Here is a 15,154-nt window from a genome sequence, read left to right as displayed (position 1 = left end):
ATTCGGGCCATGGCGGGGACCGGGACCGCGTGATGCCGGTGCCCGTCCCACCGGGTCCGGCCGGAGCGTGACCCGCGCCACGCCGCGCGCCGTACGATGGCGCTGTGCTGGTCAAGTGGATTCGCTGCTCCGTGGTCGACCGTCGCGGTTTCGAGCGGGGGCAGCGGAAGTGGGCGGGGATACTCGGCGAGCCGGGGTTCCTGGGGCAGAGCGGCGGATGGAGCCGGGGGCGGCCGGAAGTCGCCCACGTGTTCGCCTTCTGGGAGAACAGGGTCTTCTACGACTCCTTCATGGCCCGCGGCCACGACCGCCTCGCTGCTTCCCAGTCCGGCACCTACAAGGACATGCGTGTGAAGCTCTTCGAGTACCGCTTCGACGTGAAGACCGGTTTCGAGCCGGATTTCACCGATGCCGACGTCGTCAGGGTGGCGCACAGCCGGGTGTACGAGGACCGGGTCGACCACTTCGCCCTCATGCAGCAGAAGGTGTGGAACCCGGCCATGGCGGGGTCCCCCGGAATGCTGCGCGGAGTCTTCGGGGAAGCTCCGGGGCACGAGTTCCTGGTGCTGTCGATGTGGCAGTCGAGCGCCGAGCGCGGCAAGTACCGGCCCGAGGGTCTCGCACGGCTCTCGGCGCGAGCGGAGACCGAGAGGGACGTCGAGGCGCTCACCGGGGACGTGGTGCAGCTCGAACCCTCGTGGACGGTCTGATCGTCCGCGCCCGGTACCGTCGTCGTTCCCCCTGCGCCCGGTACCGTCGTCGTTCCCCCTGCGCCCGGTACCGTCGTCGTTCCCTTGGTCACATACGCCCGATGGAGCCCGCACGGTTGCTCGATCGGGCCGGACGGCATCTAGGGTCGGTACATGGCACGACCCCAACGCATCGTCCTCGTCCGACACGGTGAATCCGAGGGCAACGCCGACGACACGGTCTACGAACGTGAGCCCGACCACGCGCTCAGGCTCACGGCGAAGGGCCTTCGCCAGGCAGAGGCGACGGGCTCCCGCCTGCGTGAGGCGTTCGGGGACGAGCGCGTCAGCGTCTACATCTCGCCCTACCGGCGCACGCACGAGACGTTCAGGGAGTTCGGCCTCGACCCCGCCAGCGTGCGGGTCAGGGAGGAGCCCCGGCTGCGCGAGCAGGACTGGGGCAACTGGCAGGACCGGGACGACGTCAGGCTCCAGAAGGCATACCGGGACGCGTACGGGCACTTCTTCTACCGCTTCGCGCAGGGCGAGTCCGGGGCCGACGTGTACGACCGGGTCGACGCGTTCCTGGAGAGCCTCCACCGCAGCTTCGAGGCCCCCGACCATCCGCCGAACGTGCTGCTGGTCACCCACGGGCTGACCATGAGGCTCTTCTGCATGCGCTGGTTCCACTGGTCGGTGGCGGAGTTCGAATCACTGTCCAATCCCGGAAACGGCGAATCCAGGACGCTGCTGCTCGGAGAGGACGGCCGCTACACGCTCGACCGGCCCTTCGCGCAGTGGCGCACCCCTGAGCCGTACGGCATCAGCGGATAGAGTGGACAGGGCGATGACCATGACCGCTGATTCCGCTTCCGACCGTTTCCAACGCGCTCTGGCCAGCCTGCGTGGGCTCTCCGTAGGAGATGCCCTCGGCTCCCAGTTCTTCGTCCCGGCCAACTACCCGCTGCTCAAGACCCGGGACCTTCCGCCCGACGACTGGCAGTGGACCGACGACACCGAGATGGCCTGCTCGGTGCTGGCCGTGCTGGCCACGCACGAGCGGATCGACCAGGACGCGCTCGCCCACTCCTTCGCCCGGCACCACGACTTCGACCGGGGATACGGACCCGCGGTGAACCGGCTGCTCCGGCTGGTGCGGGAGGGGGGCGACTGGCGGGAGCTGGCGTCCGCGCTCTTCCAGGGGCAGGGCTCCTGGGGGAACGGGTCGGCGATGCGCATCGCACCGCTGGGCGCCTGGTACGCGCATGACCCGGAACAGGCCACCCACCAGGCAGAGATCTCGTCGTACACCACCCATCAGCACCGCGAGGCCGTCGTGGGGGCCATGGCCGTCGCCGCGGCCGCCGCCCTCGTCGCCGCACCGGGAGGACCGCCGGCACCGGAGGACCTGCTCGACGGGGTCGTCGCCCTCATCCCGCGCAGCGCGGTCGGTGCCGGGCTGCGCAGGGCCCGCGACATGCTCGACTACCGGGACGCGGGGACGGTCGCGGCGGTGCTCGGTAACGGACGCCGTACGAGTGCCCATGACACGGTGCCCTTCGCCCTGTGGTCGGCGGCGCGGAGTCTCGGGGACTTCGAGAAGGCCTTCTGGGTGACGGCGCAGGCGGGCGGCGATGTGGACACCACCTGCGCCATCGTCGGCGGGATCGTCGCCGCGGAACCGGTGGGCGCCCCTCCTTCCGACTGGCTGGCCCGCACGGAGCGACTGCCCGACTGGGTCCCCCTCGCTCCTGGGCGTCGCTGATCCCTGGCCGGGGGGCCTGGGGCCGGGTGAAGGCCCCGGCTCCCCGGCCCTCGGCCGCCACGGTCCCGTTCAGTGTCACGGTCCTGCCACAGCGAGGGCCTCGAACGGTTGAGGCGCCCGGTCGGGACTTACTCTTTCGGCCACGCCGCGCTCATCGATCTTGGTGGGCGTGCGCCTAGAGACTCCGGGGCCGTCGCGCCGCGATGTGGCCGTGCGAGCGGACCCCGGTGGGGGAGGGGTCCCATGTCCGATCAGTCGCCCGATCAGTCGCCTGACACGTCCGTCCGGCCCGAGCTGTCACCTGAGTCCGGCGGCACGGGGGAATCCGTGTCCGGCGCCGGTCTCCCGTCCACTGCCGCGGCGGAGCCGAAGAGCGAAGCGCCGGCCGGGGAACCGGCGCAGGCCTCCGCGCCGCCGGTACCGCCGCAGGCCTCCGCGCCGCCGGTACCGCCGCAGAACGCCGGCCCGGCAGCGTCCGCCGGTCTGCGGACGTCTCCGGTAACGGACGTCTGGCAGAGGCGTGGGCAGAAGCCGCCACCAGGCGTGCTGTCCCGGCTACGGCCCCCGTCCCCGCCCGCAGCCGCGTCGGCGACCCTCTGGTCGGTCCTGGCCACGGCGTTGCTCAGTGCCCTGCTGCTCGCCGACGGTCTGGGGCCCAACCTGCTGATCGTCGCCGTGCCCGCTGCTCTGGGGGCGTACTTCGCCGCGCGCTCGGCAGGGCGTGTGCTGAAGCCCTGGACCGCTTCGTGGGCAGTGGGCGGCTTGGCGCTCCTGGTGATTCCGGCGCTCCGCGAAGCGGGGTGGCCGGTCTTCCTCGCGGTGGTGTCGGCCCTCGCCCTTGGTTCGCTCGCCCTGCACGGGAGCCGCAGCTGGCCCGGTGTGCTGCTCGGATCGCTGGGGCTGTTCCCCTCGGTGGCGGGCGGTGTGCGCTGGGGATGGCGGGGGGTGCGCGCCCGTGCGGGCGACTCCGGGGGCCGTGTGCGCGCCGTGGTGCGCAGCGCAGCGGTGGCGGCCGTGCTCCTCGTCGTCTTCGGCGCGCTCTTCGCCTCCGCGGACGCCGCCTTCGCCGACCTGCTGGGCAGCCTCACCCCTGACGTGTCGATCGGTGACAGCCCCTGGCGCGTCTTCCTCTTCGTTCTGGGAGCGGCCGGCGCTCTCACCGCCGCGTACAGTGCTGCGGCCCCGGTGCGCTGGGACGGCATCACCGTCCGGCCGGGCAAGGCCAGAGAACGGGCGGAGTGGGCGATTCCGCTGATCGTGCTCAACCTGCTGTTCGCGGCCTTCATCGCGCTCCAGCTCGTCGTGCTCCTCGGCGGGTACGACAAGGTCCTGGAGGAGACGGGCCTGCTGCCCGCCGAATACGCCCGCCAGGGCTTCTGGCAGCTGCTGTGGGCCACCGTCCTGACGCTGCTCGTCATCGCGCTCGCCCTGCGCTGGGCTCCGCGAGGAGGGCCACGCGACCGGATCCTGGTGCGGAGTGTCCTCGGCGTCCTGTGTGTGCTTACGCTGGTCGTCGTGGCCTCCGCGCTGCGCCGCATGGACCTCTACGTCCACGCCTTCGGGCTGACCCGTCTGCGGATCTCCGTGGCCGCCGTGGAGCTCTGGCTCGGAGTGGTGCTGATCCTCATCATCGCGGCAGGGATCTTCGGGGCCAGAATGCTTCCGCGTGCCATCGCGGCGAGTGCCGCCGTCGGTGTGATGGCCTTCGGCCTGCTCTCGCCGGACGGAATGATCGCCGAGCAGAACGTCCACCGGTACACCAGTGACAGCACGAGCGGCAAGACGATCGACATCGAGTACCTGAAGGGGCTTTCCGCGGATGCCGTCCCGGCGCTGAACGAACTGCCGGAACCGCTGAGGTCCTGTGTGCTGGAGCACTTCCAGCGAGATCTCGCCCTCGATGACACCCCGTGGTACGCCACCAGTTGGGGAGAGGCCAGGGCCAGGGACATCCTGAAGGCGGCCTCCGTCCAGAACCACGGGACCGAGTGCTACGGCCTCGGGCAGGAGGCCGACGAGCGGGACGGTTTCGAGGAGGAGCCCTCCTACGATCCGTACTGAGCGGTCCCGGACCGGGAGGACGTGCTCGTGTGCTCCACCGCTTCCGGCCCAGGTGGACGAACGCCCCGGAGACCCAGGGCCCTCTGAACGCTTCCGATGCGATGTCATGGGGCGTTCGGGGCGGCCGGTGGTCCGTTCGACCAGTTCGGTTCCTTTGGTTCCTTCGGCCGGTACGGCTCCTTCGGCCGGCTCGGCCGGCTCGGTCGGCTCAGTCGGTTCGGTCGGTTCGGTCGGCTCGGTCGGCTCAGCCGGTTCGGGGAAGCCGTGTCGTTCCGGTGGCCCAGGTGGCGAAGCTCCCCGGCGGCCCGGAGTAGACGGTGACCTTCGGACTGTGCAGCAGGTGCCGGACGGCGTCACTCGCGTCCGGTGATTCCGTCCGGGAGCGCGACGAGCTTGCTGGTGTCGATGTTCGCGTATGCGATGTCATTCCGGATTGTGGGGTGCCAGGGGTTGCTCCTGCTGGCAGGGAGTGGCTCGGGATCAACTTCTCCAGTCGATTGAATTCTCGATGGCAGATAGCGAGACAGGCGCCTGTCTGTGTCTTCGAGCCAAAGGTTGCGGACGCCGACCTGGGTGCAGTCGGATATGTGTGCCTACGCGAATGACCGGACCGGGGTGGCGCCCCGGAAGGTCGTCCGGCCGCAGCGCTGTCCCGCGCCTTCCGAGGCCGCTGTTACCCGGTGCGGCGCGACCGCCGTCGGTCTCCCGGACACGACGAGACGCGGGCCGGAGCGCTGGACGGTGCCCCGGGGTGTTCTTGCCGTCCCCGTCGGCGTACCCTGGCAGGCGCCATGCCGTACGAACCACCCACGCACACCGTCGAGCGCTCACTGCGCGCTACCTCCGGTGCCAGGACCGTCGCCGGTGTCGATGAGGTCGGACGCGGAGCGTGGGCCGGCCCCGTCACCGTCTGTGCGGCTGTCACCGGTCTCCGTAGACCCCCTGAGGGTCTGACCGACTCCAAGCTGATCAGTCCCAGGCGCCGGGCCGAACTCGCCCCGGTGCTCGAAAAGTGGGTCACGGCCTACGGGCTGGGGCACGCCTCACCCTTGGAGATCGACGACCTCGGTATGACCGCGGCGCTCCGCCTCGCGGCTGTCAGGGCGCTCGAGGCCCTGCCCGTCCGGCCGGACGCCGTGATCCTCGACGGCAAGCACGACTACCTCGGGCTGCCCTGGAACGTCCGTACCGTGATCAAGGGCGACCAGTCCTGTATCGCCGTGGCCGCGGCCTCGGTGATCGCCAAGGTCCACCGGGACACGGTGATGGCCGAACTGGGCGCGGACACCGGGCAGTACGAAGACTTCGCCTTCGGCGCGAACGCCGGCTATCCGTCACCGGTCCACCGGGCCGCACTGGAGGAACAGGGGCCTACACCTCACCACCGCCTCAGCTGGGCCTACCTCGACGCGCTGCCCAGGTGGCAGCACCTGAAGAAGGTCCGTTTCTCCGCCGAGGCGGCGGCACCGGAAAGCGGGGGCCAGCTCGGCTTCGACTTCTGACCGCCCATGCGCACCCAGCCGCCGACGCGTGCGCGTCGGCCGTGACAGACCACCATTCATGCCTCTCATCCCCGAGGAGCCTCAGATTCCCGAGAGCGCCCAGGGTCCCCGCGTCACTCCGGCCGCCGGCCGCACCGCGCCGACCCCCCGTCCCGTACCCGGCCCGCGTTCCGCGGCCACGCCCCGCCCCGGAAGTCCGGGTCGCGGCCCTGCCCGGCCCACGCCCCCGGCGCCGCGCCCTGGCCCCACATCCACTCCCGTCGCTCCGGCTCCCGCCGGACGGAAGCTGCCGGAAGACCGTTCCGCCGCGCAGCTCCAGCTGATTCCGGCTGCGGCCGGCGGCGCGGTCGACGCTGCCGACGAGGCAGTCGACCTCCTGCTCGACTCCGGGCGGGCACCCGGCGACATCCTGGTGCTCACCACCGGCGAGCAGCACCCCTGGGCCGCTCACGAGCTTTCCTTCGGGGAGGCCGCGTACTGGGCCCAGCACGACGCGGGTGATGACGTGTTCTTCGCCCGCACGGCGAACGCAGGCCGCTGCGCACCGCGTTCCGTGGTCGTCGTCGCGGTCAACGGTGACCTGGACGAGACGGCGGCCCGTGCGCTCTCGGAGGTGCGGACGCGCGCCGGAGAGCTGCTCATCGTGTGCGGTGACCCGCAGAAGGTCAACTCCGCGCTCGGCGCGGGAGTCTGATCCCCGCGCCCGTGGGTCCCGGCCGTCCTCATGGACGGCCGGGACCCACGGGCCGCTTCATCGGGCGGCGCTCCGCCGCAGTGCCTCGGCGGCCCCGCCACCGGTGCGCAGCGGGACGGGGTCGTGCCCCGTGGACGCGTCCGCCAGGTCCGACGGCCTGGACAACAGCGTCGGCATGCGGCCGCCCCTGCCCTCCCCGAGGACCTGCCAGCCGCCACGTGTGAGAGTGATGTACGCGCCGCAGCGGAGGCCGTGCAGAGTGCAGGCATCCCTCAGGCCCCACATCCACGCCCCGTCCTCCTCCGTCCAGCGCTCGTCGCCCTCGCGGCAGTAGAGCAGGACCGCGGTACGCACCGGGGTGCGGCGGCGCAGATCGTGTGGGATCACCCGGCGCAGGTGTGCCAGCAGGGCGTTGCGGAACTCCCAGCCGTCCGCGGCCGCGGTGGCCCGCCGGGCGAACGACGCGCTGGCCGTGAGCCGTTCCTCATGATCGAGGACGGCGACGACCGCGGTGGCCGAAGTCGGCCGGTGCCTTGCGTGGAGGCCGCTGACGACCTCCCGTGGGCTGCGCAGCAGGGGTATGCCGGCCGCGGCCCACTCTGCCGGTTCGAGCATCCTGGCGACGTGGTTGACGGAGCCGGCGGACGCCGACAGTGAAGTGGCTGCGGACGGAGCGAATCCGAAGGTCACGGTCCTCCCTTCGCTACGCGCCCACGGTGCGGGCAGGGTCGAATGAGGGCGCGCCGCGGCACAGCCCTTCCGGGCCCGCGAAAAGACCGTGCGGGGAGCGACTCCAATTCTTCCTGTCGTACCGGCAGGCGGCAACGAGCAATTGGCGCGGCTGACGGTTATCTGACGGAATGACACACATATCCCTGCCCGTTCAGCGGCGAATGAAGCCACTCGTCACGCCTGAACCGCGAGGACCAGCGGAAACACCCCCTCCGCTCCGGCGCGTCGGAGGAGCCGTGCCGCGACCGCCAGTGTCCAGCCGGTGTCGGAGAGATCATCCACGAGCAGGACGGGCCCTCCCGCGGAGGCGAGTGCCTCCGCCAGCGCGGGCTCCACGACGAGCGCCTCGTGCAGCGCCCGCACCCGCTGTGCGCTGTTGGTCTGGGAGATGCGCAGGTCCTCGCTGCCCGGCGCGTAGGAAACCGTCCCCAGCAGAGGCATCCGGCCGACCTCGGCGATACGGCTGCCGAGCGAGCTGACCAACCGCGGCCTCCGCCGTGAGGCGACGGTGACGACTCCGACCGGCCGGGGGGCCGCGCCCGGCGCCCCGGAGGCCCAGCCGCCGGGGCCCTTGGCCCAGTCGGTGATGACCGTGACCACCGCGCCGGAGACGTCGTCGGGTACCGGGGCGTCCGGGGCCTGTGCCGCGAGCAGCGGACGCAGTCTGTTGCCCCAGCCGATGTCCGAGAGCCTGCCGAGCGCCCTGCCGGGGAAGGCCAGCTCACCTGCCGGGATGCGGCCCTTGAGATCGACCCCCACCGCGGAGAGCCCCGTGGGCCACATCTTGCGCGGCTCCACCTCCACCCCCGGCCGGCCGAGCTCACCGCGGGCCCCGTCGAGGGCCGCCGTGGAGACCTTGTCGTCGAACCGGGGGCCGGCACAGTTGTCGCAGCGCCCGCAGGCGGTGGCCTCCTCGTCGTCGAGCTGACGCCGGAGGAACTCCATGCGGCACCCGGTCCCGGAGGCGTAGTCGCGCATGGCCTGCTGTTCGGCGGCCCGTTGGCGCGCGACCCAGGCGTAGCGCTCGGAGTCGTAGGCCCACGGCTCGCCCGTGGAGATCCAGCCGCCCTTGACCCGCTTCACCGCACCGTCGACGTCCAGCACCTTGAGCATCGTCTCCAGGCGGGTGCGGCGCAGGTCCACCAGAGGTTCCATGGCAGGCAGGGACAAAGGCCGTCCGGCCTGGGCGAGGACGTCGAGGGTCCGGCGGACCTGCTCCTCCGGTGGGAAGGCGACGGAGGCGAAGTACTGCCAGATGGCCTCGTCCTCCTTCCCCGGGAGCAGCAGCACCTCGGCGTGCTCGACCCCACGGCCCGCGCGTCCGACCTGCTGGTAGTAGGCGATGGGGGAGGACGGCGACCCCACGTGCACGACGAATCCGAGGTCGGGCTTGTCGAATCCCATGCCGAGCGCGGACGTGGCCACCAGGGCCTTGACGCGGTTGGCCAGGAGATCGTCCTCGGCCTGTTGCCGGTCGGCGTTCTCGGTCCTGCCGGTGTACGAGGTGACCGGGTGTCCGCACTGGCGGAGGTAGGCCGTGATCTCCTCGGCGGCGGCGACCGTGAGCGTGTAGATGATGCCCGAGCCGGGCAGCTCCCCGAGGTGATCACCCAGCCAGGCCAGGCGGTGCGCGGCGTTGGGGAGTCGGAGCACTCCGAGGCTGAGGCTTTCCCGGTCCAGCGGCCCCCTCAGCACCAGCGCGTCCGTGCCCGCTCCCGTACCGAGCTGCTCCGCGACGTCCGCGGTCACGCGGGCGTTGGCGGTGGCCGTCGTGGCGAGCACGGGAACACCCGCCGGCAGGTCGGCGAGCATGGTCCGCAGCCTCCGGTAGTCCGGGCGGAAGTCGTGCCCCCAGTCGGAGATGCAGTGGGCCTCGTCGACCACCAGCAGGCCCGTCGCCGCGGCGAGGCGCGGCAGCACCTGGTCGCGGAAATCGGGGTTGTTGAGCCGCTCGGGACTGACCAGCAGCACATCCACCTCGCCCGCCGCCACCTCGGCCTGGACCGTCTCCCACTCCTCGGTGTTGGAGGAGTTGATCGTGCGGGCGCTGATGCCGGCCCTGGCCGCGGCCGCCACCTGGTTGCGCATCAGGGCGAGCAGGGGCGAGACGATCACCGTCGGCCCGCTGCCCCGGGCGCGCAACAGCGACGTGGCGACGAAGTACACCGCGGACTTGCCCCACCCCGTCCGCTGCACCACCAGGGCTCTGCGCTTGTCGGCGACGAGGGCCTCGATGGCCCGCCACTGGTCCTCGCGCAGCCGGGCGGTGCCGGTGGCGTCCCCGACCAGACGGGCGAGTACGGAATCGGCCGAGGCCCTGAGCTCTGCGCGGTCTGCGTTGGTCATGCCCCCATGCAACCCGATGCCCACGACAAACCGCGAACGGTGGTCCGGCCCCTGTGGACAACTTATCCACAGGGGGTCGCGGAAATCCGGTCCCCGCGGGACGGTCATGCCATGAACAAGCACGACGAAACCACCGGACCGTCGGACGCGCAGCAGATCACCCTCCGCGGTCCCGCAGAACTCGCCGACGCCCTTCCGTACCTGATGGGTTTCCATCCGAACGACAGCGTGGTCATGGTCGCCCTGCACGGCGGTCGAGGCCGCTTCGGAGGCCGGCTCAGGCTGGGCATTCCGCCGGAGCCGGAGGAGTGGGGGCCCGTGGCCGACCAGCTCGCGCGGAGCCTGATCGAGGGGAGCGAGAGGCGTGACTCCCGCCCCGACGCGATCGTCGTCTTCCTCTGCCAGGATCCCGCCGAGGGGGAGAGCGCCCCGCAGGCCATGGAGCGGCTGAGGCCGCTCGCGCAGAGTCTGCGCACGGCCTGCGGCGCGCTCGACGTTCCCGTGCTCGAAGTGCTCTGCATTTCCGACGGCCGCTACTGGTCCTACTGCTGTCCCGACGACCGCTGCTGCCCGGCAGAAGGGAATCCGCTCGCGCTCCCGGGCACGACGGTGATGGCGGCCGCCGCCGCGTTCGCCGGTATCCAGGTGCGCGGATCGCTGAAGGACATGGAGGTGCGGCTCACGCCGTGGGACTCCGCGGCGGCTCAGGAGCAGGAGCGGGCTCTCGATTCGGCGGGTGCCGTGCTGGTGTCGAGGATCCTGGACACCGACGGGCGACGTGAGGTGGCGAGGGAGACGCTGGTGCTCGCTCGTGACCTCATGGAACGCCTGGGGAGTGTCCCGGCCGAAGGCCGGTCCGTGACCGACGGTGGTGACGACAGCCTGATCACGTCGGAGGAGGCTGCCGCGGTGATTCTCGGTCTCCAGGACCGTGAGACCAGGGACCGGGTCGCAGAGTGGATGGAGGGCCGCGAGGCGGACTCCGCGCTCAGGCTCTGGCGTGCGCTCGCGCGCCGGTGTGTCGGCCCGTACGTGGAACACTCGGCGGCACCGCTCACGCTGGCAGGCTGGGTCTCGTGGTCCACCGGTGACGAGGCGGGCGCCAGGGTGGCGCTGGGGCTAGCCCTGCGGGCCGACCCCGACTACACGTTCGCCCAACTTCTGCACCAGGCCTGCAACCAAGGGCTGGACCCGGAAACGCTGCGCCGCTGTCTCCGGGGGGAGCGCGTCCTGCGCGATCGCCATGGCAGTGACAGCCCACCTCGGGAGCGCGCCGACGACAGTCCGTCACCGCGACATCGAAGCGGCAGCCCTGCCCAGGAGCGTGGCGGGCGGCGCGTGGAGGGACGGCCCGGGCGGCGGCCCGCGCGGACCCCGGCCGGGAAGCGGGGACGGAAGGCGGCGCCTCGGGTGGCCCGGAGCTCCGTTGCCCGTTCCGGGCCGACCGCGAGCCGGGGTGGCGTCCGTGAGACCGGGCGGCTCGGTCACCGCGGCGCGAGGAGCCGCGACTGACTGCCCGGGGCGCCCCGGGCGAGGCAGGCCCGGCCGCGGTCAGCGGCCGGAGCGGATCGGGAGCGGTCGGAACACGTAAAGGGTGTTGCGAAGGGAGTGTTTATCGTCAGGAAGACGACTATGATTTCGGCATGCCGCCCTACGACCCGTCGACCTTCCCGCCCTTCGCTGTCACCGTCGACCTGGTCGTACTCACGGTGCGACGCCATGCGCTCTGCGCGCTGGTGGTCCGCCGTGGTGAATCGCCCTTCCAGGGGCGCTGGGCACTACCTGGCGGATTCGTCAGGACGGACGAGGACCTCGGTGCGGCGGCTGCGCGTGAACTCGTCGAGGAGACGGGGCTCTGCGCACATGATCCGGCTGTCCCCGCTGCCGGGAACGGGGCGCACCTCGAGCAACTGGCCACCTACGGCGACCCCGGGCGGGACCCTCGGATGAGGGTGGTCAGCGTCGCGCACCTCGCACTGGCGCCCGACCTCCCCGCCCCGCGTGCGGGCGGTGACGCGAACAGCGCACGCTGGGCATCCGTCGAGGACCTGCTCGGTCCGGGGGGTGGCTTCGGCCGTGAGGGTGAGCAGTCGGCGCCGCTGGCCTTCGATCACGCGAAGATCCTCGACGACGGAGTGGAGCGGGCCCGGTCGAAGATCGAGTACTCCTCGCTGGCCACGGCGTTCTGTCCGCCCGAGTTCACGGTCGGAGAGCTGCGCAGGGTGTACGAGGCGGTGTGGGGTGTGGTCCTGGACCCCCGGAACTTCCACCGCAAGGTCACGGGAACACCAGGCTTCCTGGTGCCGTCCGGAGGGACGACCACGCGGCAGGGAGGGCGCCCCGCGCAACTGTTCCGTGCCGGTGCGGCGACGGTGCTGAACCCTCCGATGCTGAGGCCGGAAGTCTGAGCGGGTACCGACCCACAGCTTCGCGCCGGGCGACGCTGCGGAACGCCCACAGAAGCATCGGTGCGCCAAAAGTCCGAAATGTCGCGTTATCTTGCTGGGGTACCCCACCCTGCCGCTGAGCGGTCTCACCCTCCGCGAGAGAAGCGATGCTCCAGGCCATCGGACTCACCAGTGCCCCCCGCCGCGACCGTCCTCCCGTCGTGGACGACCTGACCTTCGAAGCCCCGCCCGGCAGTGTCACCGCGCTGCTCGGCGCTCCCGGCTCCGGCAAGACCACCGCCCTGCGCCTGATGCTCGAGCTGGAAGCGGGGAGGGGCGTCACCTACTTCAAAGGCCGGCCGCTGCATCGCATCGGTCATCCTGCGCGCGAGGTGGGGGTGCTGCTCGGGGATGTCCCGGGGCATCCCGCGCGCACCGCCCGCGGTCAGCTCCGCATGCTCTGTGCCGCGGCCGGGGTGCCGGCTTCGCGAGCCGACGAACTGCTCGAGGTCGTCGGTCTCGCGGGCCTGGGGGACCAGCGCATCGGAACCCTCTCGGCCGGGATGGACCGGCGGCTCGGCCTCGCCTCGGTGCTGCTCGGCGATCCCCACACGCTCGTCCTCGACGAGCCCACCGGCGGCCTCTCCCCGCGCGAGAGGAGCTGGCTCCACGGGCTGCTCCGCGCGCACGCGGCTGAAGGCGGCACGGTTCTGCACACGACCGGTGACCCCAAGGAGGCCGCCCGCGCGGCCGACCGGGTGGTCACCATCGACCACGGGCGCCTCGTGGCCGACCAGGACGTCGCCGATTTCTCCCGTACGCGGCTGAGGCCCCGAGTCGCTGTGCGGACCCCGCACGCGGCCCGGCTGGCCGCCGTGATGAGCCGCGAGGCCCGCACCGCCCAGCGCTCCGTCGAAGTGGTGGCCGAGGGGGGGAGCCGGCTCTCCGTGTACGGCAGCAGCTGCGCGGAGGTCGGGGACGCGGCGTACCGGCACGGCGTTCCCGTCCACGAACTCGCCGACGAGACGGGCGACGCGGGCCCCGTCGCCGTACCGGTCGGTGGCCGTGGCGGCGAACCGGCGAGAATCGTTCTGCCGGGGCCTGCGTCGACCGTGGCGATCTCGCGACTCCCGCCTCCGATCCCCGTACGTCCGGCCCGCGGCCCGCTCCGGCCTCTGCGGTACGAACTGCGCCGCTTCTTCGGCGTCAGGACCGCCGCCCTGATCCTGGCGGCGGTCCTGGTCGTGTCGGCCGGCCTCTCCGTGCTGCTGGCCCGTTCCGGCGGAACACCCCTCCCCGATCTCCTGGTCGCCTGGCCGGACCTGCTGCCGCTGCCTCCCGCCGCGTTCGCCGCCGGAGTGCTGGGCGCCCTCGCCTTCGGTGACGAGTTCCGATACCCGGCGCTCGCGGCGGGGCGGGGGACGGTTCCGCGCCGTCTCGGTCTCCTGCTGGCCAAACTGGCGGTCTCCGGGGGAGTCGCACTGCTGCTGGCCGTGCTCTCGGTGTTGGCGAACGCCGAAGCCCTGCGCCTCGTGTACGGCGGCGGCCTGGTGGCCGTCCCGGACAACGCGCCTCAGCTCGCCGCCAGTTGGGCAGGGCTGTCGGTCGGGTGCGCCTGGGCGGGACTCCTGGGGGCCGGTGTGTTCCGGCTGACCGGTGCGGGAGTCGCGGCGGTGCTGGCGGTTCCGGTCCTCGTCGTACCGCTCATGCAGAAGCTCCTCGCCGGCCCGTCCGCTCGTTCGATCACCGGACTGCCGGGCCGGCTGCGTGAACTCGGCTGGCTGCAGTGGCCGTACGAGGCCGACCGGTGGGCCATGGCGGCCGTGAGGGTCGTGGCTCAACCCGTGGGGCTGGCGCTTTCCTTGTCGTTGTCCACCTTGATCTGCGCGTATGTGTTCACCAGCCTGCGAGGGAGGGCTCGTTGGTGACCGGATCGCCCAGGCCGGGCCACCCTCTGGGAGTAACTCTCCTGAAAGGGTGTGATTTCTGCCGATAACGCGTCAATTGAGAGGTGGGTGCCGATCACCCTTTCGTGTGCTTTTCAGCAAAGACCTCAAGGGCTGGGCGAGCCGCGCCGAAAAAGGATGCGTGAGTACCCTTGCGCACACCATGATGACCGCCGCCCGCTCCGCCGACTCCGGCCTCGCCGGCCCGGGCGAACTCGATCGCTACCCCTATACGGAGTCGCCGGCCGGCGAGCGTGCCGCGCTCCGTCCCTGGGGTGGTGGCGACTCCGACCTCGGGCGGGCGAGCCGGCGCGGCACGGCCAGTCGGGGCCGTGGACTTCACGGCCAACTGGTCCAGCAACTCGGCCAGATGATCGTTTCCGGTGACCTCGGGGCCGACCGGCCGCTCGTGCCTGAGGAGATCGGTCAGCGATTCGAGGTCTCCCGTACCGTCGTGAGGGAGTCCTTGCGCGTTCTTGAGGCCAAGGGCCTTGTCAGTGCCCGGCCCAACGTGGGCACGAGGGTCCGTCCGGTGAGTGACTGGAATCTGCTGGACCCCGACATCATCGAATGGCGCGCCTTCGGCCCGCAGCGTGATGACCAGCGTCGTGAGCTGGAGGACCTCCGGTGGACCATTGAGCCGCTGGCCGCCCGCCTGGCCGCCGGTCATGGGCGCGAGGACATCCAGCAGCGTCTCGGCGACATGATCGAGATCATGGGACACGCGATGGGGCAGGGGGACGCCATCACGTTCTCCAGGGCGGACGCGGAGTTCCACGCCCTGTTGATCCAGGCGGCGGGCAACCGAATGCTCGAGCACCTCTCCGGGATCGTGTCGGCGGCACTGCATGTCTCCGGCGGCCCCGTCACCGGCTGTGACCGGCCGGCGGAGGCGTCGCTCGGTCACCATGCGCGGATCGCCGAGGCTCTCGCGTCGGGTGACTCCGCGGGAGCCGAAGCCGCCATGCGGCAGCTTCTGGTGGGTCATACCGACTCGGACCGAGTGGTTCCCGCGCCCCGAGAGCACTGAGC

General features: G+C 71.5%; 12 protein-coding genes. 10 read left to right on the top strand and 2 right to left on the bottom strand.

Annotated features, from left to right (window positions below):
* The first annotated feature begins 104 nt into the window (after window positions 1-104).
* The 6 genes from ACIRJR_RS01445 to ACIRJR_RS01420 all read left to right on the top strand — a co-directional run bounded on the left by ACIRJR_RS01445 (window position 105) and on the right by ACIRJR_RS01420 (window position 6,711).
* Entirely contained in the window at window positions 105-710 is a 606-nt protein-coding gene (locus tag ACIRJR_RS01445) for a YdbC family protein (RefSeq protein ID WP_403772083.1), read from the top strand.
* A gap of 153 nt (window positions 711-863) precedes the next feature.
* Window positions 864-1,523, top strand: a complete 660-nt coding sequence (locus tag ACIRJR_RS01440) for a histidine phosphatase family protein (RefSeq protein ID WP_403772080.1) — start codon at window positions 864-866, stop codon at window positions 1,521-1,523.
* 19 nt (window positions 1,524-1,542) lie between these two features.
* Complete coding sequence (locus ACIRJR_RS01435) at window positions 1,543-2,454, top strand: ADP-ribosylglycohydrolase family protein (RefSeq protein WP_403772077.1); 912 nt, start codon at window positions 1,543-1,545, stop codon at window positions 2,452-2,454.
* Window positions 2,455-2,697: 243 nt separating this feature from the next.
* Window positions 2,698-4,515 (top strand): DUF4153 domain-containing protein, encoded by a 1,818-nt coding sequence (locus tag ACIRJR_RS01430; protein WP_403772074.1) that lies wholly within the window; start codon window positions 2,698-2,700, stop codon window positions 4,513-4,515.
* Window positions 4,516-5,306: 791 nt separating this feature from the next.
* The gene (locus ACIRJR_RS01425; RefSeq protein ID WP_403772071.1) at window positions 5,307-6,017 is read left to right on the top strand and encodes a ribonuclease HII; all 711 of its coding nucleotides are present in this window, start codon (window positions 5,307-5,309) and stop codon (window positions 6,015-6,017) included.
* 58 nt (window positions 6,018-6,075) lie between these two features.
* Window positions 6,076-6,711, top strand: a complete 636-nt coding sequence (locus tag ACIRJR_RS01420; protein WP_403772068.1) for a hypothetical protein — start codon at window positions 6,076-6,078, stop codon at window positions 6,709-6,711.
* Window positions 6,712-6,768: 57 nt separating this feature from the next.
* Here ACIRJR_RS01420 and ACIRJR_RS01415 read toward each other — a convergent pair whose 3' ends face one another.
* Both ACIRJR_RS01415 and ACIRJR_RS01410 read right to left on the bottom strand, forming a co-directional pair.
* A complete protein-coding gene (locus tag ACIRJR_RS01415; RefSeq protein WP_403772065.1) occupies window positions 6,769-7,401 on the bottom strand; it encodes a hypothetical protein in 633 nt (210 codons plus the stop codon).
* A 216-nt stretch (window positions 7,402-7,617) separates the two neighbouring features.
* A complete protein-coding gene (locus ACIRJR_RS01410; RefSeq protein WP_403772063.1) occupies window positions 7,618-9,789 on the bottom strand; it encodes a RecQ family ATP-dependent DNA helicase in 2,172 nt (723 codons plus the stop codon).
* A 111-nt stretch (window positions 9,790-9,900) separates the two neighbouring features.
* Here ACIRJR_RS01410 and ACIRJR_RS01405 point away from each other — a divergent pair, with 111 nt between their 5' ends.
* The 4 genes from ACIRJR_RS01405 (at window position 9,901) to ACIRJR_RS01390 (ending at window position 15,152) form a co-directional block, all read left to right on the top strand.
* Entirely contained in the window at window positions 9,901-11,301 is a 1,401-nt protein-coding gene (locus ACIRJR_RS01405; protein ID WP_403772060.1) for a DUF4192 domain-containing protein, read from the top strand.
* A 131-nt stretch (window positions 11,302-11,432) separates the two neighbouring features.
* The gene (locus ACIRJR_RS01400; protein WP_403772057.1) at window positions 11,433-12,197 is read left to right on the top strand and encodes an NUDIX domain-containing protein; all 765 of its coding nucleotides are present in this window, start codon (window positions 11,433-11,435) and stop codon (window positions 12,195-12,197) included.
* Between the two features lie 146 nt (window positions 12,198-12,343).
* Entirely contained in the window at window positions 12,344-14,104 is a 1,761-nt protein-coding gene (locus ACIRJR_RS01395; protein ID WP_403772054.1) for an ATP-binding cassette domain-containing protein, read from the top strand.
* Window positions 14,105-14,285: 181 nt separating this feature from the next.
* Window positions 14,286-15,152 (top strand): FadR/GntR family transcriptional regulator, encoded by an 867-nt coding sequence (locus ACIRJR_RS01390; protein ID WP_403773739.1) that lies wholly within the window; start codon window positions 14,286-14,288, stop codon window positions 15,150-15,152.
* Window positions 15,153-15,154: the final 2 nt, after the last annotated feature.

The sequence above is a fragment of the Streptomyces sp. NPDC102402 genome (assembly GCF_044765765.1).
Taxonomy (GTDB): domain Bacteria; phylum Actinomycetota; class Actinomycetes; order Streptomycetales; family Streptomycetaceae; genus Streptomyces.
Note: the sequence above shows the minus strand (reverse complement) of the source record. Positions and strands in the feature narration are given on the sequence as shown.